The organism is Rhizobium chutanense (genome assembly GCF_002531935.1).
GTDB classification, from domain to species: domain Bacteria; phylum Pseudomonadota; class Alphaproteobacteria; order Rhizobiales; family Rhizobiaceae; genus Rhizobium; species Rhizobium chutanense.
In genome coordinates, this window is record NZ_NWSV01000017.1 from 27,837 (window position 1) to 48,835 (window position 20,999).

The window sequence follows — 20,999 nt, forward strand, 5'->3', positions numbered from 1 at the left end:
TTAGATCTTAGCGCTTGACGCCTTTGTTGGAGATCGAATTTGCTATCGCCAGATAAACTTACGCCACGTATCGACCCCTCCCGCGATACGGGAAACGAAGCTGATTTCATCGATTTCGACAAGCTTATCGCGATTGCCCGCCGTCAGTGGCGGATGGTCGCGGCGAGCGCTTTTGCCTTCGCCATTCTCGGCATTGTCTATGTCGTGACATCGGTACCGGTTTATACCGCCGACACGAGCGTGCTGATCGATCGCAGCGACAATCAGGTGATCAACCAGCTGGCGGCTTTCGGCCAATTGGACGATGACGAAGGTACGGTCCTCAGCCAAGTCGAACTGTTGAAGTCCGACACGATCGCCTATGCTGTCGTCGACAAGTTGAAACTTGTCGATGATCCGGTGTTTAACGCACAGCAGAATTCGCTGTTTTCAGTCGCGACGCTGAAATCTCTGGTGAATTTCAAATCGTGGTTTGCCGATGACGCGGCCGTGGCGCCCGATCCGGATATGAAGCGGCGATATGCTGCCGAAACCGTCGCAGGCAATATCGATGTCGAACGCGTCGGCAAATCCTACGTTCTCGATGTCAGTTATACCTCGCAGTCGCCCGACATGGCCCGCCAGATCGCAGCCGCGATCGCCGACGTCTATATGGTCGACAAGCTCAATTCCAAATACGAGGCGACGCGCCGGGCCGGCCAATGGCTGCAGGAGCGTATCGAGGAGTTGCGGCAGCAGGCGCTGGACACCGACCTTGCGGTTCAGAAATTCCGCAGCGAGCACGGGCTCGTCGAGGCCGGGTCCGGGACGCTGCTCAGCGAGCAGCAGCTCTCCGAGATAAACTCGCAATTGATCAACGCGCAGGCCGAGACGGCGAAGGCCGAGGCGAAATATGCGCGCGTCAAGTCGATCATCGACTCCAAGCAGACTGATGCGATCGTCACCGATGTGCTCGACAGCTCCATTTCGAACGACCTGCGCAAGAAATATCTGGAGGCTTCCAAGCTCGAGACCGAGATCGAGGCACGGCTCGGCCCCGATCACGTCCAGGCGGTTCGGCTTCGTGCGGAAATGGAAGAATATAAGAGGCTCATGTTCGATGAGCTGAACCGCATCGCCGAGAGCTACCAGAGCGAGCTGCAGGTGGCGAGATCGCGGGAAAACTCCTTGCGCGACAGTGTCACGCAGGCGACGGGCGTTGCTGCCAGCGCCGGCGAAACCCAGGTGCAGCTTCGCGAACTCGAGCGCACGCGCGATACCTACAAGAATCTCTATCAGAGCTTCTTGACGCGCTACCAGGAAGCCATTCAGCAGCAGAGCTTTCCGATCACCGCTGCGCGTATCATCACGATGGCGGAGACGCCGACGAAGCCGAGTGCTCCGAAGAGAGCCCTCGTCGTCGCTTTTGCGATGTTCCTCGGATGCGCAGTCGGAAGCGGTATAGGAGCCTTCCGCGAATTCCGGGATCGGTTCTTCCGCACCGGCGATGATGTCCGGGAAGTGCTTGATGTCGAGTCTCTCGGCGTTATGCCGCTGATCGAAAATAATGTCGACGATCCGGCGCTTGTTGATCCCAACAATCCGCGAAGCATCGCCAGAGGCGGGAAGACGACGACCTATGTCGAGGAACATCCGCTGTCGGCATTTGCGGAGACGCTTCGAAGCGCGAAAATTGCCATCGACATCAGTGCCGCCGATCAGCGCTGCAAGGTTATCGGCGTCGTATCGAGCCTGCCTGGCGAGGGCAAGTCGACAACATCCATCAACTTTGCCAAGCTTCTGGCTATGCAGGGTGCACGCTGCCTGCTGATCGACGGCGACATGCGCAATCCCGGCTCAACCCGGGCGATCGGCCGCCATGCCGAGGCGGGCTTGCTCGAGGCGATCGTCGACGGGCGTCCGCTCAAGGATCTGATCCTTCTCGATCCGAAGACAAAGCTTGCGTTCCTGCCGACGGTGGCGCGGTATCGCGTTCCGCATTCGTCGGAGTTGCTCGCGTCACGCGGCATGGATCAGCTTCTTGAAACGGCGCGTCAAAGCTTCGATTATATAATCGTCGACCTGCCGCCCTTGGCGCCGGTTGTCGATGCGCGCGCCATCAATTCGAAGCTCGATGCGGTGGTGTTCGTTATCGAGTGGGGGAAGACATCGCGCAAGGTCGTGCAGTCGACCCTGCTGTCCGAGCCGGAACTTTATGCAAAATGCGTCGGTGCCGTATTGACCAAGGTCGACCCGTCGCAGATGAAACTTTACCGGACATTCGGTTCGAGCGAATATTATTATAAGCGATATTCGCGATACTATACCGAAAGCTGATGTTCGGCAGTCGGTCCGTTTCGGTTCCCAGGGTCGTTTTTGTTGTCGTCACCGTCGCCTTGGCGGTGCTGGCCGGTCGGGAGTTGTACGCGTCGATCAGAACGGCAAGCATCTCGATCGTCGCCGAAAGGATCGAGCGTGGCGGGACTGTCGCCGATGACGTCGTGGCTAAATATGCTTCGCGCAGTGTCGAGGTCATTGACGGGCATTATTGCCGGTCCGACATTGTGGCGGCTGGCGTAACCCTCGTTCTGGCGCAACTCGATCGGCAAAACGTCAATGTCAACTATGATGCCTGGGCCGCTGCAGCATCGGGTGCGCGCCAATATCTTCGGTATGCGCTGTCGTGCATGCCGACGAACAGCAATTTTTGGCTTCGTCTCGCGGCCGTGCAGTCGACTATTGCAGAAGAGCCGGTTTCGATCGCGGGAATGATGAAGCGCTCGGTTGTGCTGGCGCCCCACGACGACATGATGGTTCTGACGCGGTTTTATTTCTGGAACGATTTCACCGATGCGACGCTTGCCGCGGCCAAGCGCGCGCTCGATAGCGATCTGACGACGATGCTGAAACGCGGCGATCGCTGCAGGGTCAACGCTGCGATAAAAGAGATCAGCCCACAGCTTCGCCCCATCTTTGATCGAAGCTGGGCGAACGTCGGAGACGGTGCGACAGCACGGTTTCGACAGCGTTGCAGCAGGTAGTTTGTCGGGCGGTTTGAAGGCTGGCGCAAAGCGGCTAGCTGGTTGCAGCCAAGCCGCTGTTCCACGAGTCCGGACTGAAATAAGAGAATGCCCGCGGTTTGCACGGCGGGCATTGTCTATGATCGGCTATGGAACGATCAGACGCTGGCGCCCGAAACGAAGTCCGTGCCGGTGATATTGAGCGTCAGGACGCCGACATCGGTGTGACCTTGGCCGTCCGAAATCTTGTAGTACTGGATGGTCTCCGTGACGTGATCGCCCGGGGCGATATCTGCTGCCAGATCATAGGTGAATGAGCCGTCCGACTTGACGTGGAACGTGCCATAGGTGCCGGCGACGTCGGTCGTTGCGCTCGGATCGCCGTTGACGCTCGTGGTGCCGAACTGACGGAGGAAGAGATGACCATTGTCGCCGGGAATGTCGTTGTCGAGGGCGTTACCGCCGATGGGGTTGCCTTCGATGAAGCTGTAGTGGTCGTCGACAGCGATCGGCTTGACCTGGGTTACACCCTGAATATTCAGAGTGAACAGGCCGACATCGGTATGACCGCTGCCGTCGGAGATCTTATAGGAGACCTTCTCCTGAAGCAGCTCACCATTGGTGAAGTTGACCTTGGCAGCGTCGCTTAGAACATAGGTGTAGCTGCCGTCCGGCTTGACGAAGAAGGTGCCGTAGTCGCCCTGGATTTCGGTGACCTGATTGTTGCCTTGCTTGGCGCCAACGCTCTGCTGATCGAAGGCGCGCAGGAACAGGTGGCCGTTGTCGGATGAATCGTTAGAAAGCAGATTTCCCGAGATGACGTCGGTTTCCAGGAATGTTGCAGTATCGTCGGTTGCATGAATCGCCATTGAATTCTCTCCTTGAATTATTCTTCGCCGGCCGTCCCTGACCTTTGGCGAGCGGCCCGATTAAGGATTTCTTAATTCGGAGAGTCAAGAACATAATTAACAAATCGTTAGCATCTCTGGGCGCAATGCTCAATATCGATACACCTTAAATGTGCATAAGATAATGAAAGGCCTAGGTAATATTGCGTTAACAATAAGTGAAAACCCAAGCTGCGAGATTCACTGCATTTTTTCTTCGAGCGACAAGAAATTTTATTGGCGATCGGCTTATAATAATACGCGATGAATCTTCTTCTGCTTGTCATATTCCGGATAATCAGATTGAGCTATTGTTAAATTTTAAGTTTTTTATTGATTGTAGCATTATTGCAACTGAATGTACCTGGCTTTGGGTGCTGCGACTTTCGTCGTCCTGCCCATTTACCAAGGGAATTTAGGTTTCCGCCTGAAATCCACTCTACCGGAATATCCTGGGTTGAGAGAGCTTCTCATGTCGCACGTATTGCTGAGCATTATACGTGAATTATACGGTACAAATTTGCTGCAACGCGAAATGTTTACCGCGGAAGACCGCCGTTTCTTCAGAAACCAAGAATTATTGCAGGATGTCCGGCATTTTAGTGTTTCATTTTAGCTGGCGGAGAGAGGTCCACGCTTAAAAGATTTCCATTGGCGCGGGGAGATCAGAGCATGACCGTCTACTACGTGAATTCAGCAACAGGGTCCGACCACAATAGCGGGACCGGCGAGAATTCAGCTTTTGCGACTTTGTCCGCCGTCGAAGCCGTGAAGCTCAATCCCGGCGACAGCGTGCTGCTCGCGGCCGGAAGCGTGTTCAACGAACAGTTCGACCTGAAATATTCGGGTACCGTCAGCGCCCCCATTATCATTGGCAGCTATGGTATCGGCGATGCACCGGTCATTCACAGCAGCAATGACGGTATCCATGGTTCGAAGGCTTCGAACATCGTCGTCGAGAATATCAAGATCGCAGATACGGGTGGGGCGGCGATATACGCAGGAAATGTCTGGAATTGGACGGTCCGCAACGTTGAGGTGGAAAATACGGGACTTGCCGGCAAGCCCGGTTCGGTCAATTTCCAGAGCAGCCAGAACATCACCATCGAGAACAGCAAGATAACAGGCGTGAATGGCGATGGCATCTGGATGGAAAAAGTTAACGGCGTCAACATTCTTAACAACGTGATTACCAACAGTCAGGGTGCCAAGGCAGACGCCGTCCAGTTGAACGATAGCAGCAATATCCTGATCAAAGGCAATCACCTGGAACAGACGGACACCAATAGCTCAAAGGGTATTGTGGCGCTTGTTCGGCCTGTGAATGCTCTGGTCGAGGACAACACAATGGTCGGTGGCGGTTTTGGGATAGGTGCCAACGCAGGCACGAATATCTCGATCCACGACAACGATATTTCCGGATTTGGTGGCTACAAATGGTCCTACGGCATCGGCCTTGGTGATCAGGGTGATGCGAAGAACTACGACATCAGCGGAAATTATATTCACGACGGCGTGTGGGGCGTATCGGTCAGCGCGGCGGGTTATCCAAATTATGTTCTCTCGAATATCGATATCCATAACAATGTCTTTGACGATCTGACCTCGTCGGCGCTGAAGGTCGACAGAGCTGCATCAGGCTCTTTCCATGACAATATAGTCGACAGCCTGGTGTCGACCTCGACGATAGCTGCCGTCATTGCTGTCGCAAACACGTTCTCGGTCAGCGACACTAAGACGCTCGAACAAGCCCAGGCCGAGCTCGACAGTGCTGCCGGCGGTACATCAGGCAGCGGACAGACCCCCGCCACACCGGTTATCGAGCCGGTCGTCGAAACGCACACGGCGCCCTCATCTCCGACCGTCGCTGCAAAAATTGTCGCAGTACATGACAGTCTGAAGATTTCGGCCGACACCGGAAGCGCCTATCACGGCAATCTTCTTGAAAACGATCATGCGGCCAACGGGATCGTGCTGCTTCGCCGCTTCGGCGATAGTGCCGTGGATAAACACGGTTTGACGCTGACCGGAAAATACGGTGTCATCCATGTCGACAGCGACGGCGATTACACCTACACGGTTGATGCGGCGAAAATCGCCGGCCTCAGCGGCAAGGTCAGCGAGTCCTTCCAGTACAAGATCTCCGATGGCGCTTCGCATATCGACACGGACAGCTTGAGCGTCGGCATCGATGTGGATGCATACCATCACAGCCACATATTGCTCTGAAGCAGCCTGCCGCCGGGACGGCGTCAGCCGGCCGTTACCGCCGACCGCTCCGTCCCGACGTGTAAAGCGCGCCGCGATCGAGATCGCTGCCCGCGCGTTAGGTCCTGTTTCCGGATGTCGTTGCCGCAAAATCGCCACACAGTTTTCCGCGACTTGCTTCAAACCCGGCGAAATTGCCGTCGAAATCAAAAGAACGAAGGACGGCCGACGATAAAAATGTTCCGTCGCGCAAAAACAAGAAAGCTGTATATTGAACGTATAGTTAATGCCCCAGTAAACATCGTGTCTATGCGCGGGCGGCGGCCAGCACGTTGAGCCGTTATTGGGCGGTTTGGGATTTTCACTTGCTTCAACCGATATATTTATCGTAGCGTTAAGCTAGAACCCCTAAACTGGCGCGCTAGAATTGGAATTTTTCGGCCATCTTTCGGTGCGATTCATATAATAAGTCGTGAGCTTGCAAGCGGAGACTCGGCGCCGGTGCCGATGATCCAAATGCGACTATGTCATTGGTCGGGCTTGATAGGCCCGTAACTGCAGAGCGCGTTGGCGTTTACCTGCGTGCGATGCGGTAGAAGAGGGATTACTTGGTGTTTCAGAGTTCAGCAGCTGATGTCAGCGAGCCATCCAAAGCCTTGCGAAAATGCAAGGGAGGCCTTGTCTTTATTGGCATAGCCAGCGCACTCATCAATATCCTCTATCTCACAAGTTCGTTTTTTATGCTTGAGGTGTATGACCGCGTCATTCCCGCCAAAAGCATACCGACGCTGGCTGCTCTCGCAATACTTGCGTTAGCCCTTTACGCGTTTCAGGGCGCGTTCGAAGTTCTCAGGAGCCGAATGCTCGTGCGCGTTGCTGGTTCGCTGGACGAGATGGTGAACGGACGCGTGTTCCGGGCGCTCATCAAGGCGCCGTTGAAGGTCAAGATCGGAGGGGACGGGCTGCAGCCGCTGCGCGACTTCGACCAGATCAGAACCTTCCTGTCCGGCATGGGCCCGACGGCGATGTTCGATCTGCCCTGGCTTCCCTTCTATGTCGTGATCTGTTTCCTGTTTCATCCGGCGATCGGATATATCGCGATCGGTGGATCGCTGGTTCTCGCCATTCTGACGTTCCTGACCAACCAGGGAACACGTACGCTGTCAAAACGGCAATCCGAAGCCGGCAATATGCGCAATGCCTTTGCGCAGACCTCGATCCGCAACTCCGAAGTCATTCACGCCATGGGCATGGCGGGCACCATGGCTGAAATCTGGGACCGCAAGAACGGCGAATACCGGAACATCACCCGGCAAGCATCGGATGTCGGGAACGGATATGCGACGCTGTCGAAGATTTTCCGGATCGCCCTGCAGTCCGGAACGCTGGCGACCGGTGCGATCCTGGTCATTCAAGGCCAGGCCTCCTCGGGCATTATCATCGCCGGCTCGATTCTGACGTCCCGCGCCCTGGCGCCTGTGGAAGCGGCGATCGGAAATTGGCGCGGTTTCGTTTCCGCTCAGCAAAGCTGGGCGCGGCTGGCAAATCTGTTGAAAACCATTCCGGAAATTCCGGCTCCGCTCGCGCTTGCGCCGCCCTCCAAACAGGTGACGGTCGAGGGGCTGGCAAGCGGACCGCCGGCGGGCCAGCGTCTGGTCATTTCCGATGTCAGCTTCGGCTTGAGGGCAGGAAGCGCCCTCGGGGTCATCGGTTACAGTGCCTCGGGCAAGTCGTCGCTGGCGCGCGCGATGATGGGTATCTGGCCGACCGTCAGAGGATCCATTCGCCTTGACGGCGCAGCACTCGACCAGTGGGATGGCGACGCACTGGGCCGGCATATCGGTTATCTCCCGCAGGACGTGGAGCTTTTCTCGGGAACCGTCGCGCAGAATATCTGCCGTTTCGCCAAGGAAATGTCGCCTGAGGCGGTGGTTGCCGCGGCGAGAGCAGCGCGTGTTCACGATCTCATTCTTCGTCTGCCGAACGGTTACGAAACCGAAATCGGCGAAGGCGGGGCCGCGCTTTCGGCCGGCCAGAGACAACGCATCGCGCTTGCAAGAGCGCTTTATGGCGAGCCCTTCCTCGTGGTGCTCGACGAACCGAACTCCAATCTCGATGAAGAAGGCGAGCGGGCGCTCAGTGCTGCGATCATGAGCGTTCGCGCACGCGGCGGCATCGTCGTCGTCATCGCCCATCGATCCGGGGTTCTGGCCGCGTGCGACTTCGTGCTGATGATGCAGGACGGCCGGATGATCGCATTCGGTCCCAAGGAAGAAGTTCTGGCGCGGGTCAGCCGGCCGGAAGCGGCGGCGGCACGGACGCCGATTGCTGATCGCGTCGCTCAGCTCAAAGTCGTCGTCGACGGCATGAATGCGGCCGAATAGGCCGAGGAGAAGATTGTGAGTAAAGTCATCAGCGAATCGAAACGCTCCCTCAATCGTCATGTCGCAATTGTCGGCGCGTTGTCGATCGCTCTCGTGTGCGGCATTGGCGGTTGGGCGGCAACAACGGAGCTTTCGAGCGCCGTCATCGGCGAAGGTGTGGTTGTCGTCAATGGCGATGTGAAGAAGATCCAGCACCTGACCGGCGGCATCGTGTCAAAACTGCTGGTCTCGGAAAATGACCATGTGACGGCTGGACAGGTCTTGATACAGCTCGATGGCACAACAACAAAAGCCCAGCTCTCGATCGTCGAGAGCACGCTCGCCCAGCTCTATGCGCGCCGCGCCCGGCTGAAGGCCGAACGGATCGACGCCGAGTCATTCAATGTCGAGGAAAACATCAGCGATCTGACATCCAGCAGCGCGGCGCGGGATCTGCTGGACGGCGAGACGAAATTGTTCGACAGCCGCAGATCGGCACTTATCGGCATGAAGAGCCAGTTGGCGTCGCGCAAGGATCAGCTGGCCGAGCAGATCAAGGGGTTGGTCGTTCAGATCAATGCGACCAATGACTCGCTCGGCCTGATCGAACAGGAACTCGAGGGCGTCGATACGCTTTACAAGAAGGGGCTGGTGACGCTCCAGCGTTTGAATTCGCTGAAGCGCGCCCGCGCCGAACTCCAGGGTAATAGCGGCCAGGAAATCGCGGCAAAGGCAGAGGCTGAGGGCAAGTCAATCGAGCTCGATCGCCAGACAATCCAGCTGGACGAGGACCGTCGTTCGGAGATCGCGAAGGAACTGACCGACGTCGAGGCGAAGATTGCCGAAAATGAAGAACGCCGCGGAACCGCGATCGATCAGCTTCGCCGCCTCGACATTACCGCGCCGCTCAGTGGGCGCGTTCACGAGCTCTCTATTCACACGGTCAATGGCGTCATCAATCCAGGCGAGACGCTGATGCTCGTCGTTCCCGAGAACGAAGACCTGACGGTTGAGGCAAAGGTCGCCACCCGCGACATCGACCAGGTCCATGTCGGCCAGTCCGTCGATGTGCGTTTCAGTGCCTTCGATCAGCGTACGACGCCTGATGTGCGCGGCGAGATCACCTCGATTGCGCCCGACATCGTCAAGGATGAGCGGACGGGCATCAGCTATTACCCCCTTCGCGTCAAGCCGGAGGCTGCAAGCATCGCCAAGCTGAAGTCAATAAAGCTCTATCCGGGCATGCCGGCGGAGGTCTTTATCAAGATCGGCGACAGGAACGTTATCTCTTATCTTACCAAGCCGCTGACCGATCAGATGCAGCACGTATTTCGTGAGGAGTGATTGGCGGTGTACCACGCCGCCAACGCTTCAGCGAAGCCGTTGTCATCGATCTCGCTCTTCTGCATAATTTCTGAAATCGGAACCGATTGAGAAATATGTAGTGATTCAAAGCGTTCCAGCATCCTTTGGGCTCCTGAAAGGAAGCGCGGTTCTGTGGTGAACGATTTGTCACGATCGAACAGCGATGCGCCGCCATTTCGCGAGATGTCCCAGGCCTGCTGCAAGGTCTCCTCATGATCGGTTTACAGCTTTGGCGAGCGATGCCAATGGTGAGACGACCGGCTTATGGGCTGCTTTTGCTTTTTGCCTGGTTCGCGATGTTTTCGGTGACTGGGAATAGCAATGCCGAGGGCCTTCCGCCATTGAAAATAGTGGCTTTCGGCACATCCTTGACGGCCCGCGGAGGGTGGCAGCCGTCGCTCGAGACGGAGCTTGCAGCCTGCCTGCAACGGCCTGTCAAAGTCGAGAGCGTTGCAAAGAGCGGCGAGACGACGCTGTGGGCTCTCACCCAGCTTGATCGCGTCGTTGCCGGGCAGCCGGATATCGTTCTGATCGAGCTTTACGCCAACGATGCAGCCTTGCAGCGGTTCGTGTCACTTGCGCAAAGCCGAAAGAACATCGGCGACATTCTCGACCGGCTTCGGCAGCGCCTGCCACGAGCGCGGATCATCGTCATGGCGATGAACCCGTTTTCGGGAATGCGTGGCCTGATCCGTCCCTTTGTCGGAAGTTACATCGCGGCCCATCAGGCGGAGGCTGAGGAACGGGGCCTGGAGTTTGTCGACCACCAGCCCAATTGGCAGCGTCTGACGCCGGGGGATCTGGCCTCGGCAATTCCCGATGGCGCTCATCCGCTGCCTGAAATTGCTTCCAAAATCATCGTACCGGAACTTGTCAAACAGATTGCCGGCGGCAATTGCAAAGAATGACGGATCGCGCAGGGCTCGGGTTCAGACCGCCGCGAGGTAGCCTTTGAGGTATTTGACCAGCGAAGTCCGCCCAACCTCAGACGGGTCCTCGTGAGAGGGACTGTCCAGATCGTCCAGAAGATAGTTTTTGAGATCCTCGTCGGTATGGGCGACATAGATGCCGGGCCGGCCGGCGAGCTGGCCTACCGTGGCAAGCTGATGATCGTTTCGATGTTCTCCAAGAGACGCCTGCCGGGGAACGAGAATGATCGGTTTTCCAAAACGTTTCGCGGTCAGCACGGTGCCTATTCCCGCATGAGAAACGATAACGCTTGCATCGAAAAAGACCCTATCGAAGTCAGCGGGCTCGATATTCTTGATCCATTTCATGTTCTGGGGCGTGTAGGTGCCCTTGCCGATCTGCGCCAGAACCGGCTTGGACAGATCCTTTGCAAAAGTGTCGACAGCCTTGACGAGGCGATCGAACGGCAGCTGCGTTCCGACGGTGACAAGGATCAAAGCACAGCTCCTGCGTAGTGGGGACCATCCGGCCGTGACAAATGTTGCCATTGCGTCAGCCAGAGCGTCGCGATACGGCCAGCCAATTTTCCCGACAGGGACAGCTTCTCGACATTGGCGACACTGTCGATCCAGATCGTCCGCTTGCCCGTCAATTTGCCGGCAAGCAGGCAAAAAAGTCCGGGCGCCGCGCCGGTGGAGATGATGACATCAGGCCTGTGTCTGATGACGATGGAGAAGGCGCTGAAAAAGCAGCGGATCGACATGGTAATGGAGTCGCGGCTGCAATCGGGAAGCACCAGACCGTCGCGAATGTCATATTTGGCAAGCAGACCCGGAATGGTCGTTGCAAAGACGATATCGCAGCCCTCGAATGCGCCGCGCATGGCCATCAGCTGCTCCCAATGGCCGCCTCCTGACGAGGCAGCGAGAACCTTTAATTTCTTCTCAGCCATAGACAGGCATCTCCTATATTTGACCGATGACAGGGGCGTAGAACGGTTCCGTTCGAACAGCGGTCGTGTCAAGATAGTTCCGTGGAACTGTACCATTTTTGGCCGGATTGGTTGAAGCCTTGAAGTTCATGGACGGCCAATCACGCAGGATGTGTTCGGTGGGAAGATAGGCGCCAAAGCTCATCTGAATAGGCTCCAAACAGTCTCAAAGAGCGGCATTCGGTCTGTATTCCTGGTATGCATGTCCGAGAATGCCATTGACCATGCCGGCGCCGCGCAGAACATGGGTGAGGGCACGCATGCCCCAGTAGGGTGAAATCAAGATCGCCGGCAGCATGGCCAGTCCAAGCAGGACTCGCGTGGCGCCATAAGCGGCGCGATAAATCCGGCGCTTGAGATTGCCATGCAGAACCTCGCTGACCGCGAAGGTATTGCCGAGTCGGTACTGTCTTTGCAACACCCATTTCCAGGTCATCCGGTTCGCAGGAACGATGTCATAGACAAGCGCCTTGTCAGCCCAGAAAATCTGCATGCCGCGGCGGACGGCCTGATTGAAGAAAAGATAGTCCGTGCCGCCGGTGAAGCGCATCTTTTCCTCGAAACGAAGGTTCCATGAGCGGATCAGGGGATAGTCGAACATGACATTGTTCGAAGCCGCATAACCGATACGCTGGCCATCCATGTTCTTCTTGCGCTCGAATACCCTGGCCTTGATGAAATATTCCGGCGGGTTTTCGGGATAGACCGGCTGAACGGGGCCGTAGACACAATCGGCGCGGTTTTTCGCGCGGGTCTCAAGCATTGCATCCAGCCAGCCGTCGACCGGCCATTCGTCGTCGTCGAGAAAGCAGAAGAGATCGGTGCCGGGAGGTGCCGAATCCAGCGCGCGGTTGCGCGCAAAAGGTATGCCCTGGTTCTGTTCGACGACGTAGATCAGATCGTAGGCGCCCGTCTGGCCAAAACCCTCCACCGTTGCCTTGGCGCTGCCGGCCGCATCATTGTCGACGATCACCATGGTGAGATGGTAGGGGCGGGCGGGGTGCCTGATCTGGCGGGTCATGACGTCGAGCAGCTTGGCGATGCCGTCCAGACGCCGATAGGTCAGCACGCCGACGGCGATCTTCAACGGCGCGGTGGCCGCTGCAGTATCGGCGGATGAATGCGGAAGAGTTTCTTGCTGGTTCATGCCTGTCCTCTCCGCAGCATATTTCCCAAACGCTTGCGCGCGGCCATGAGGGCCACTTCGGTTGCGGCAGCATCGCCGAACGGACCGCCGGCGACCGTATTGCGCGCTTCGCTCCGCAGCTTCAGCAGCGAGGTCGTTTCGGCAATGCCGCCGGCCACCAGGCTTTTGCCGAGCGCCTGCAGCCCATCATAACGGCGCGCCAGCTCCAGTCCCGTCGCAATCATGATGCGTGGGCGCAATGTCTTTGCCCTGCTCGTGCCGGTATAGCGGTTCGACGCATGAATGCGCTGGAAGGTCAGCGGAGTTTCGACGATGGCGCCGCGGCCGAGATAGGCTGCGGCGAACTTGATATAGTTGTCGCTAAGGACGACGTCTGTCGCCACCGACATCGGCAGGATCTGCGACAGCAGGCTGCGGCGGAAACTCAGGCCCGATGTCGGAACCGGAAGCGAGGGAAAGCCGCCGTTGCGAAGCGTATCTCGCTTGTCGAAGAGCGTCACCTGCAGTTGCGCCGGAGGCTGGTCGCCTTCATCGGTCGTCACCCGATCGAAACACCAGTCGATCTCGTTGCGATCGTAGATCTCGGCGATCCCAGCGAGTTTACCGGGGAGAAACGCATCATCGGCATCGAGGAGAAAGAGGATATCACCGCTCGCGGCCGCAAAACCCGCATTGAAGCTCGAGGCCTGGCCGCCGTTTTCCTTCAACACCGGCAGGATCTTCTCGCCATAGGAGGCGAGAATCTGCCTGGAATCATCCGTCGAGCCGTCGTCGACCACGATCACTTCAAAGTCGGGATAGGCCTGCGACAGAACACTGTCGATGCATGGGCGCAAATATTGCCCATAATTGAAATTGTTGATGAGCACCGAAAGTTTCAAATTCCCGCCTCCTACAGCGCCGCGCGGCTTTTCAGACGCGCACAGGACGCTGTAACATTTTGAATGGCTGCATAAGTGCTGCAGTAGGCCAATCGATCATCGCCCCAGCGTCTGGGGCGCGTATCGGCGAATTCCGGCGCGATAGCCACGCATGTAGTAATATTTCCAGATTGCCCAGAAACGCTTCTTCGATTGCGGCAGGAGGTAAAGGCCGGCCGCCCGCAATGCCCATTGCGCGCTTTCGATCCAGGTCGGAAGCGGAACTCCGCTTAGCCTTACCCCTCCAGGCACTTCGTCGGGGAACAGTGCCGGCATGCCATAACCAAGCCGTTCGCCGCGCTTCTGGACCCAGTGCTCGGTGACGCTTGATGCCGGGATCCAGTGGTGAACCACGGCCTCGGCGCATCGATAGGATTTGGCGCCGCTGGCTGCCAGGCGGATGATGATTTCAGCATCCTCGCCCATTGCGAACATCGGTCCCGGAAGAGGGCCGATGTCTTCCCGATAGCGGACGCTCGCCCCCAGCAACTCACGCCGAACGATCGTGTTCGGCCCCCAAACCTTTGTCGGGTCGCACGGTCCGCTTTGTGTCTCGTCAACGATCGCAAATGTCGACCCCATAGGAATCCAGTCGATAAAGCGATCCTTCGGCTCCTTTTCCCAATCGGGGACGATTCTGCCGCCGAAGACGCCATAGCTGGGATGGGCAGCGGCGCAGTCGACGATTGCCGTCAGCCAATTCGGTTCGGCGCGAATGTCGTCGTCGGTCAGGACAACGAGATCTCCCTTTACCCGATCCAAGCCGATGTTCAACGCACCGGACTTTCCCGGCGTGCGCTGCTGCAGGATGGTGATCGGAAGCTTGTCGCTGTAGGACTTCAAAAGATCGAACGTGCCGTCATTGCTGTTGTTGTCGACAGCAATCAGTTCCCATCGATCATGGGGAAGTTCCTGGCGCACCAAGGAATCCAACATATGGCGCATCCGTCGGCTGGCGCCATTATAAGATGCAAAGAGCACGCTGACGAATAGATCCGACATCAGTGACCAACCCTCTTGGTGAAGTCGAAAGAGAAAAGCCTCATATTTTGACTGCCTGTGCGATGTTCGAGCAAACGGTTTTTACGCTGGATTCGACCGCGTCTTGCCGAAGAATTCGCGCCGATGCGTTTCGCCGAGCACTCTCAGCTTACGAAGGTTGCCTAACCAGCGCCGCGGTTTGGTGAGCACGCCGCGGTTCAGGAAATACTGCCGCAGCAGGCTCGGTGCCTGACTGTGCGATCCGCCATGGGCGACCCGATAGACTGCCCCGCGAAAGGGGAGTTTTGCAAGCGGCGCCCCGCGTTGTGCCAGAATCTTCGCGATACGGACATGGCTGCCCAGCATCGACTTGATCCAGTCGAGCGAGGCATCCTCAAATCGGTTCGGCAGATCGTAGAGATCGGCACGGATGATCAAGGATGTGCCGCAGAGATGGCTGAAGTCATCATGGCCGAAGAGGAAATTGCCGCCATCGTCCCAGATGTAGCCGTGGTCGATCGTCCAGCCGTTGGCGTCTCGATTTTCGGATGCGTGTTGCACGATCCGGGAACTGACGAAGTCATCGTCGTCGACAATCATGAAAAAGCGGCTGTCGGCGGCGGTCAACATGCCGCTCAGAACACGCCGGCCCTTGTCGGCGCGGAAGGCGTCAAGGAAGTCTTCCTTGCTGCCCTTGCCGAGTTCATGCAGGTCGTTCGGCGGAAAAGTCACGCGCACGGCGGAAAACTTTTCCGGCAGATCAGGCAGATCGGCCCCTTCGTTGGCCACGATGATTCCGCGCCAGTCGCCATTGGTCTGGTTGGAAATGGAGGCCACGGTCTGGGTGAGATTTGCCTTCAGCCTGCTCCAATCGCGGGCATTGTCCTGATGTCGGACCGGGATGATGAAGGTAACGAGTGGCATCGAATAACCCCCTTAAGCCCGCAAGCCCACGGCTTCTTTACCATTGAGCGCCTGGTGACGCGCCCACTCGATCCCGTCTTCGAGCGAGGTTGCCTTGTACGAAAGATCCGTTCCGCCGGAGAAAGCATTCATGAAACGGCGGATCTTTCCATAGCTATTATCAAGCACGGCATGCGGACGGCCGAGCAGCAGCGAGCAGATATGGACGTGCAGGCGATCGGTGACGATGGCGCGGGCCCGCGAAATCTGGCTGATGCCGCGTTCGAAGCGGTTGTGGGCTGCGGCATCCAGCCTGCGCAAGGCAATTTCGCTCGGCTTAAAGGCAAGATAGGCCGAAGCGACGCCCAGCTTCTTGGCGATATTCACCTTCCGTTTCGACTCGGTGATCCAGTCCTCCACCGGGATGTCGGAAGGAATATTGCGATCGGTGCCGCCAACCCGTTCCGCATCTTCACGCAACATGGCGAGGACGGGAATCTGCGTCGCCCTTTCCGCAAGCGGGCCGATAGCGAAAGCCATATCGGGGCATAGCCGCACGGTGCAGTCGAAGTGCTTCTCGGAAAATTCCTTCGATTCTTCGTCGCGCACGAGCAGAACGAAATTCTTGTGACGCCCGATTGCCCGTTTGGACTGCTCGATGCGCTCCGGCGAACTGTAGTGGATCGACTGCGGGAACTGGATGATCTGCCGATCCGGGAAACGCTCCATGATCATTTCGCGGAAATCCTGGTGGGCTACCCAGATATCGCCGAAATTGCCGCCGCCGTGGATGAAGATCGGGCCGGTGGGAACCCGCCGTTTCAGTTCGTCGGCGGAGAAGTCGTACAGCCTGGAAACATAGTCCGGGCGCTTGCCGAAGCGATCCTTGAGATAGGCCATCTCACCCAGCCAGATCGCCGAGTCGCCGCAGTTGCGGATGTCCGGAAAGTCCAGAATGGCGAGCGGTTCCTCGCGCGAGACATAGTCTTTCAGGCAATCATGGATCATGCCGTTGAGTTTTGCGATCAGCTCAGATCTGGATTGGCTGGTCATTCTGCCTCTCTTGTTGATGTTCGTTTCGCTTCAGGCCGACTTGGGTACGGCAATACGTTTGGCTTTTGACAGGAACTTGACAAAGATACGCTGAACTTCGGTTTCCGGGCCATCTGGCTTCTTCATCGCGAGCCAAAGGACAAGGCTCGATCCGAGATAGATGATGCCGCCCGTGATGACGAGGAAGGCGAGATAAACGGCCAAGTGCAGCTTATCGGTGGGCATGCTGATAAGATGCGACAATCCCCAGACGCCGGCGGCCATCAAGGCGACGCTGGCAAGCGCGCGGAAATTGGCTGCGAGTTGCTGGAAGAATGGCAGATTGATCAAACGCTTGACGAGAAGCATATTGACCGCGGTGGAAATCAGGCCCGTCAATACGCGGGCATAGACGACGCCCGGCAGCCCGGCCATCATCAGGCCGGCGATGATGATGGGAACACGAACCACCAGCATCTGCGTATCGCGGATGAACAGCAGCTTTGTATGGCCCTTTGCCATGCCCAGCGGCTGGACAAGCGAACCGAGGGTCTGCAAGGCAAACACCGATGCCAGCGCCTGGACGATGAAGATAGCCGGAACCCACTTTTCTCCCAGGGCAAGCCGCATCATCGGATCGGCAACCACCGCCATGCCGATGCCGGCCGGAAGTGCGACCGCCGCCAGCAGCGCCTGCGCGCGCTGATAGGCTGCGACAAGCCGGACCGGATCGTTGCGGACTTTTGAAAAGCCCGGATAAATCGTCTGGTTCAATGGCGCCGTCGCCTCGCGCGTCGGCAGCGTCGACAGGGTGTTGCCGACGGTATAGTGGCCAAGCTGCGTGGCGCCCAGCATCTTGCCGATCAGCAGATACTCGATCCGCCAGTTCAGCGTGTTGACGATCTGTCCGGCCGTCAGCCACACCGAGAAGGAAAACAATTCCCGGGCATGGCGGAAGGTTATGCGCGGCCAGAATGGCAAGACGGTGTAGGATACGATGATATTGGTCACCTGATAGGCGAGCGTGCCGATCACGAGCGCCCAATAACTCTGATAGATGGCGGCAATTGCTACCGTCACGACAAAACCGACCAGCTTTTGCGAGACGTTGAGCACGAACTCCTGCCAGAAGATCAGATCGCGCTGGAGCATGACGCGGCGTGGATTGGCGAGACCACTCAGGAGCAGGCTGAAACTCAGAGCGAGCATGACGCTGGTCAGCCGCGGCTCGTTGTAAAATTCGGCGATCGGATAAGACGCGGCGGCAAATAGCAGCGCCAAAATGGCGCTTCTTGTCACGCTCAATGTCCAGACCGCGCTGAAGTGGGTTTCGCTGGGAGATTCGTGGCGGATGAGCGCCTGATTGAGCGAGAGTTCGGTGACTGAACTCAAGATGACCTGGATCGTCGTCGCAATGGCGACGAGACCGAAATCCGCCGGTACGAGATACCAGGCGAGCACAAAGGTGCTGAGTGCCGAAAGCCCGTTGACGATGGCGCGCGACAGGCTCAGCCACATGCTGCCCTGGATCAGTCGGTCGGTGACGCTGCTCATGGGCGAACCGCTCCTGAGGTCTGGGACATCGACCATTTAAGCGGGCCGCATACCGATCCAAAATGCCTCTGCCCCGGGCGGGCGCAGAGGGGATTGATGGAGTTGGAAAGCATCATGCTTTGTTGCCTCGTCACGAAACCGATTGCGACCTTAAAGGGCGCTTGCCGTTTTCTTGGAAAAATCTTGCTTCAGCCGATCGAGCTCGACCAGCATTTTCTCGTGCGCTCTTGCGATAGCCTCATCGGTGCTGAGCTGGCCCGGCTTTTCTGCCACCCGCTGCAACGTCTTGACCGTCGATCCCAAGACATAGTTGCCCGTGAGTTGGCGGATCCGGCGGTGACGGAACGTGATGTTCTTCAACAGGGTGGTGTTTTTCCGCACCAGCGACGCTCCGACCTCGACCAGGTTCGACGGGCCGATCGGATCGAAATCGATTTCCAGATCGAGCGCACTCGCCCAATCGTACCACTTGGCGCGGTTGCCCGGCGCGATCGGCCGGATCGCCCGCCACGGCACGCGCAACGCGTCCGATATGATGCAGCCATGCATCGCCTCGGAGACGACTTTATGTGATGTGCTGATTTCGGTCAGAACCTTTTCCACCGACCAGCGCGGATCAATATAGTGGATGCCGGCGAGCTCGCAGACCTTGTCCCAGCTGCCGTACATGGCGCTTTCATAGTGCGGCATGAAGGAGACGGGGTAGCGCTTCTCGATTTTCGACGCATCCCAGCAACTGCGCGTCAGGATGCCGGAATCGCCGATGGCGTAGTTCGGATCGATGCCGAGGACCTCGGCGGTCTTCTTTCCGCGCACGAAATAGAAGGTCCAGTTGCCGTCGACCTTCGGCGGGTTGGTGTAGCCGCCATAACCCGAGCCGAAGACGATCTTCTGCATGTTCGGGTCGAAATTGTCGTAGAGAATCGAACCGATGCCGAGGAAAAGCTGGCCTTCGTCATCGTCGAAGAAGCCGGGCAGCAGGCGCTCCCAGAGCCAATGGTTCAGTTCGTCGCCAAAATTCTCGTGTTTCCCACGATAGGCAAACATCTTCATCGTGCTTCTCCAGTCGGCAAGTGCGTCACGATCGGCGTGACCGTTTCGTCCTCGCGGGCCATGCGTCCGTAACGTGAAATGATCTTGATGTCGCTGCGGATGATCTTTGCCGGATTGCCGGCCACGAGCGAACGCGGCGGAACGCTCTTGGTCACCACCGAGCCCGAGCCGATGACGCATTCGTCACCGATCTCGACACCGGGCAGAATGATGCTGCGGGCGCCGATGAAGCAGCGTTTGCCGATTCTCGTATGAAGGTAGAGCCCGCGCGTGAGGTCGTGCGTGAGGATCGCCGCCTCAAAGGCGACATAGGTTTCCGCACCGATATGCACGCCTCTCGGGTTGGTCTTGTCGAACCGCACGCTCAGCGAAAAGCTGGCGGTCGGATCGATGTCCATTCCCCAGAACTTCGTATAATAGAGCCATTTGGCGGTCACAATTCCGTTCCGCAGCGGCCGAAATACGTTCAGTCCCCACTTCGGCTTTTTTCCTGTCTGCACCATCAAGTCCGACCCCGGCTGGAAAATTCGTCTAGCACGGAACTGTAATAGTCCTCGAGCATCCCCGTCTGACGACGTAAGTCGAAGCGCTCGGCCACCAGAAGCGGTGCCCGCGCGCTGAAGGCTGTCCACAGAGCCTGGTCGTTGAGCAGTCTTCCGACCGCTTCCGCCATTCCTGCGACATCCCGCTCCTCCACGAGATAACCAGTTTTCCCCTCTTCGATCGCCTCGCCCACGCCTCCCGAGCGAAATGCGACGACCGGAGTCCCGACGGCTTCCGCCTCCAGATTGGCGAGGCCGAAAGCTTCCGCGTGACCATTGTCGAGGGTCACGCTTCCATGGAGATAAAGCTCAGCACTGGCTAGCAGATCCCTTATCTCAGTCTGCGACAGATTTTCATGGATCGTGACGCTTGGCAAGGAACGACGCGCCAGTGCCTCGATTTCCTCTTTCAACGGACCCTGGCCGACCATGACAAATTCGACCGGAGTGCCCGCAGCCGCCACGCGGGACAGCGCGTCGATCATGAATCGATGGCCCTTGTAGTCGACGAATCGGGCAATTGAAACCACCAATCCTTTTTTTCGGGGCCGGGGCTCCATTTTGAAGAGATCGAGATCGATGCCGATATGATGGCGAAAGACCCGGTCGGCGCGAAAGCCGAGCGCCAGCAGCCGGTCGCGGATGAAGTCGGAAACGGCGATGTTCCAGCTGTTCCAGCCGGCCATCTCGCTGCGGCCTTTGGCGAAGAAGCGCACCTGATTGAAGCCGCCGGGCTTTTTCGGGTCGCCGCCATAGGTAGCGTCGAAACCGTGGAAGGTCGTGACCAGCGGTTTGCCGGCGGCGCGTGCCAAGGGCCCGATGACATAACCGTTTTTGCCGAAATGGGCGTGAACGAGATCGGCATTGCCGATCGCCGGAAAGAGGGAGGGCAGGCCGATCTGCGGGATTTTCAGAAGCAGTTCGCCGGCCCGCGCAACGGGAGACCGACGGATGTCATGAACCGGAACGGTGGACTTTTTGGTATGGGCAGAAGAAATTCGTGAGCCGGCAAGAATTTCAGCTTCGAACGAACGAAATGCCACCGCCTGGTTCAGAACAAAGGCCTGGCTGGCAGGCAAAAATTTTTCCACGTAAATAACGGCTTTTCTCATGAATCTGTGGACATCTCCGTTGTCGTCTTGCGC

Annotated in this window: 19 protein-coding genes; 6 read left to right on the forward strand and 13 right to left on the reverse strand. The window is 57.6% G+C overall.

The annotated features are described in order from the left end of the window. The first annotated feature begins 39 nt into the window (after window positions 1-39). Together CO666_RS22070 and CO666_RS22075 are read left to right on the forward strand one after the other, a co-directional pair. Window positions 40-2,316 (forward strand): polysaccharide biosynthesis tyrosine autokinase, encoded by a 2,277-nt coding sequence (locus CO666_RS22070; RefSeq protein ID WP_097614327.1) that lies wholly within the window; start codon window positions 40-42, stop codon window positions 2,314-2,316. Continuing rightward, window positions 2,316-3,020, forward strand: coding sequence for a hypothetical protein (locus CO666_RS22075; protein ID WP_097614328.1), 705 nt, complete (start codon window positions 2,316-2,318; stop codon window positions 3,018-3,020). The genes CO666_RS22070 and CO666_RS22075 overlap by 1 nt, the downstream gene beginning before the upstream one ends. Window positions 3,021-3,157: 137 nt before the next feature. Here CO666_RS22075 and rapA2 read toward each other — a convergent pair whose 3' ends face one another. Then, entirely contained in the window at window positions 3,158-3,886 is a 729-nt protein-coding gene (gene rapA2, locus CO666_RS22080; protein ID WP_280951820.1) for a calcium-binding lectin RapA2, read from the reverse strand. 672 nt (window positions 3,887-4,558) lie between these two features. On the opposite strand from rapA2, the gene CO666_RS22090 reads away from it, so the two are divergent. From CO666_RS22090 to CO666_RS22100, 3 genes are all read left to right on the forward strand, one after another. Beyond that, on the forward strand, window positions 4,559-6,115 hold the full coding sequence (locus tag CO666_RS22090) for a right-handed parallel beta-helix repeat-containing protein (RefSeq protein WP_097614331.1): 1,557 nt from the start codon (window positions 4,559-4,561) through the stop codon (window positions 6,113-6,115). Between the two features lie 590 nt (window positions 6,116-6,705). Then, window positions 6,706-8,478, forward strand: a complete 1,773-nt coding sequence (locus CO666_RS22095) for a type I secretion system permease/ATPase (protein WP_097614394.1) — start codon at window positions 6,706-6,708, stop codon at window positions 8,476-8,478. Window positions 8,479-8,493: 15 nt separating this feature from the next. Further along, the gene (locus CO666_RS22100; protein WP_097614332.1) at window positions 8,494-9,801 is read left to right on the forward strand and encodes an HlyD family type I secretion periplasmic adaptor subunit; all 1,308 of its coding nucleotides are present in this window, start codon (window positions 8,494-8,496) and stop codon (window positions 9,799-9,801) included. On the opposite strand, the gene CO666_RS33750 is transcribed toward CO666_RS22100, so the two are convergent. After that, the gene (locus CO666_RS33750; protein ID WP_143540352.1) at window positions 9,771-10,025 is read right to left on the reverse strand and encodes a hypothetical protein; all 255 of its coding nucleotides are present in this window, start codon (window positions 10,023-10,025) and stop codon (window positions 9,771-9,773) included. The genes CO666_RS22100 and CO666_RS33750 overlap by 31 nt on opposite strands. 9 nt (window positions 10,026-10,034) lie before the next feature. Here CO666_RS33750 and CO666_RS22105 point away from each other — a divergent pair, with 9 nt between their 5' ends. After that, on the forward strand, window positions 10,035-10,730 hold the full coding sequence (locus tag CO666_RS22105; RefSeq protein WP_097614333.1) for an SGNH/GDSL hydrolase family protein: 696 nt from the start codon (window positions 10,035-10,037) through the stop codon (window positions 10,728-10,730). Between the two features lie 21 nt (window positions 10,731-10,751). Here the strand turns inward: CO666_RS22105 and CO666_RS22110 are convergent, their stop codons facing one another. From CO666_RS22110 to CO666_RS22160, 11 genes are all read right to left on the reverse strand, one after another. Beyond that, the gene (locus CO666_RS22110) at window positions 10,752-11,228 is read right to left on the reverse strand and encodes a glycosyltransferase (protein ID WP_097614334.1); all 477 of its coding nucleotides are present in this window, start codon (window positions 11,226-11,228) and stop codon (window positions 10,752-10,754) included. Then, on the reverse strand, window positions 11,225-11,683 hold the full coding sequence (locus CO666_RS22115) for a glycosyltransferase family protein (protein ID WP_085738073.1): 459 nt from the start codon (window positions 11,681-11,683) through the stop codon (window positions 11,225-11,227). Before CO666_RS22115 ends, CO666_RS22110 begins: the two co-directional genes overlap by 4 nt. A gap of 205 nt (window positions 11,684-11,888) precedes the next feature. Next, window positions 11,889-12,869 carry a glycosyltransferase family 2 protein gene (locus tag CO666_RS22120; protein WP_097614335.1) on the reverse strand — a complete coding sequence of 327 codons (981 nt, stop codon included), beginning with the start codon at window positions 12,867-12,869 and terminating at the stop codon, window positions 11,889-11,891. Beyond that, window positions 12,866-13,750 (reverse strand): glycosyltransferase family 2 protein, encoded by an 885-nt coding sequence (locus CO666_RS22125; RefSeq protein ID WP_097614336.1) that lies wholly within the window; start codon window positions 13,748-13,750, stop codon window positions 12,866-12,868. The genes CO666_RS22120 and CO666_RS22125 overlap by 4 nt, the downstream gene beginning before the upstream one ends. Before the next feature lie 96 nt (window positions 13,751-13,846). Beyond that, window positions 13,847-14,791, reverse strand: a complete 945-nt coding sequence (locus CO666_RS22130) for a glycosyltransferase family 2 protein (protein WP_097614337.1) — start codon at window positions 14,789-14,791, stop codon at window positions 13,847-13,849. Window positions 14,792-14,872: 81 nt separating this feature from the next. Further along, window positions 14,873-15,694, reverse strand: a complete 822-nt coding sequence (locus CO666_RS22135; RefSeq protein WP_097614338.1) for a galactosyl transferase — start codon at window positions 15,692-15,694, stop codon at window positions 14,873-14,875. Window positions 15,695-15,706: 12 nt separating this feature from the next. Further along, complete coding sequence (locus CO666_RS22140) at window positions 15,707-16,726, reverse strand: polysaccharide pyruvyl transferase family protein (protein WP_097614339.1); 1,020 nt, start codon at window positions 16,724-16,726, stop codon at window positions 15,707-15,709. A 30-nt stretch (window positions 16,727-16,756) separates the two neighbouring features. Continuing rightward, window positions 16,757-18,259 carry a lipopolysaccharide biosynthesis protein gene (locus CO666_RS22145; protein WP_097614340.1) on the reverse strand — a complete coding sequence of 501 codons (1,503 nt, stop codon included), beginning with the start codon at window positions 18,257-18,259 and terminating at the stop codon, window positions 16,757-16,759. A gap of 150 nt (window positions 18,260-18,409) precedes the next feature. Further along, on the reverse strand, window positions 18,410-19,312 hold the full coding sequence (gene pssM / locus CO666_RS22150; protein ID WP_097614341.1) for an exopolysaccharide glucosyl ketal-pyruvate-transferase: 903 nt from the start codon (window positions 19,310-19,312) through the stop codon (window positions 18,410-18,412). Beyond that, the gene (locus CO666_RS22155) at window positions 19,309-19,815 is read right to left on the reverse strand and encodes an acyltransferase (RefSeq protein ID WP_097614342.1); all 507 of its coding nucleotides are present in this window, start codon (window positions 19,813-19,815) and stop codon (window positions 19,309-19,311) included. Before CO666_RS22155 ends, pssM begins: the two co-directional genes overlap by 4 nt. Further along, on the reverse strand, window positions 19,815-20,966 hold the full coding sequence (locus CO666_RS22160; protein ID WP_097614343.1) for a glycosyltransferase: 1,152 nt from the start codon (window positions 20,964-20,966) through the stop codon (window positions 19,815-19,817). Before CO666_RS22160 ends, CO666_RS22155 begins: the two co-directional genes overlap by 1 nt. Between the last annotated feature and the right edge of the window lie 33 nt (window positions 20,967-20,999).

Coding starts and splice junctions, on each gene's coding strand:
- CO666_RS22115 (WP_085738073.1), bottom strand. CDS start 11,683: ATGGCTGAGAAGAAATTAAAGGTTCTCGCTGCCTCGTCAGGAGGCGGC.
- CO666_RS22145 (WP_097614340.1), bottom strand. CDS start 18,259: ATGAGCAGCGTCACCGACCGACTGATCCAGGGCAGCATGTGGCTGAGC.
- CO666_RS22130 (WP_097614337.1), bottom strand. CDS start 14,791: ATGTCGGATCTATTCGTCAGCGTGCTCTTTGCATCTTATAATGGCGCC.
- CO666_RS22140 (WP_097614339.1), bottom strand. CDS start 16,726: ATGACCAGCCAATCCAGATCTGAGCTGATCGCAAAACTCAACGGCATG.
- CO666_RS22090 (WP_097614331.1), top strand. CDS start 4,559: ATGACCGTCTACTACGTGAATTCAGCAACAGGGTCCGACCACAATAGC.
- CO666_RS22160 (WP_097614343.1), bottom strand. CDS start 20,966: ATGAGAAAAGCCGTTATTTACGTGGAAAAATTTTTGCCTGCCAGCCAG.
- CO666_RS22075 (WP_097614328.1), top strand. CDS start 2,316: ATGTTCGGCAGTCGGTCCGTTTCGGTTCCCAGGGTCGTTTTTGTTGTC.
- CO666_RS22155 (WP_097614342.1), bottom strand. CDS start 19,815: ATGGTGCAGACAGGAAAAAAGCCGAAGTGGGGACTGAACGTATTTCGG.
- CO666_RS22105 (WP_097614333.1), top strand. CDS start 10,035: ATGATCGGTTTACAGCTTTGGCGAGCGATGCCAATGGTGAGACGACCG.
- CO666_RS22135 (WP_097614338.1), bottom strand. CDS start 15,694: ATGCCACTCGTTACCTTCATCATCCCGGTCCGACATCAGGACAATGCC.
- pssM (WP_097614341.1), bottom strand. CDS start 19,312: ATGAAGATGTTTGCCTATCGTGGGAAACACGAGAATTTTGGCGACGAA.
- CO666_RS22120 (WP_097614335.1), bottom strand. CDS start 12,869: ATGAACCAGCAAGAAACTCTTCCGCATTCATCCGCCGATACTGCAGCG.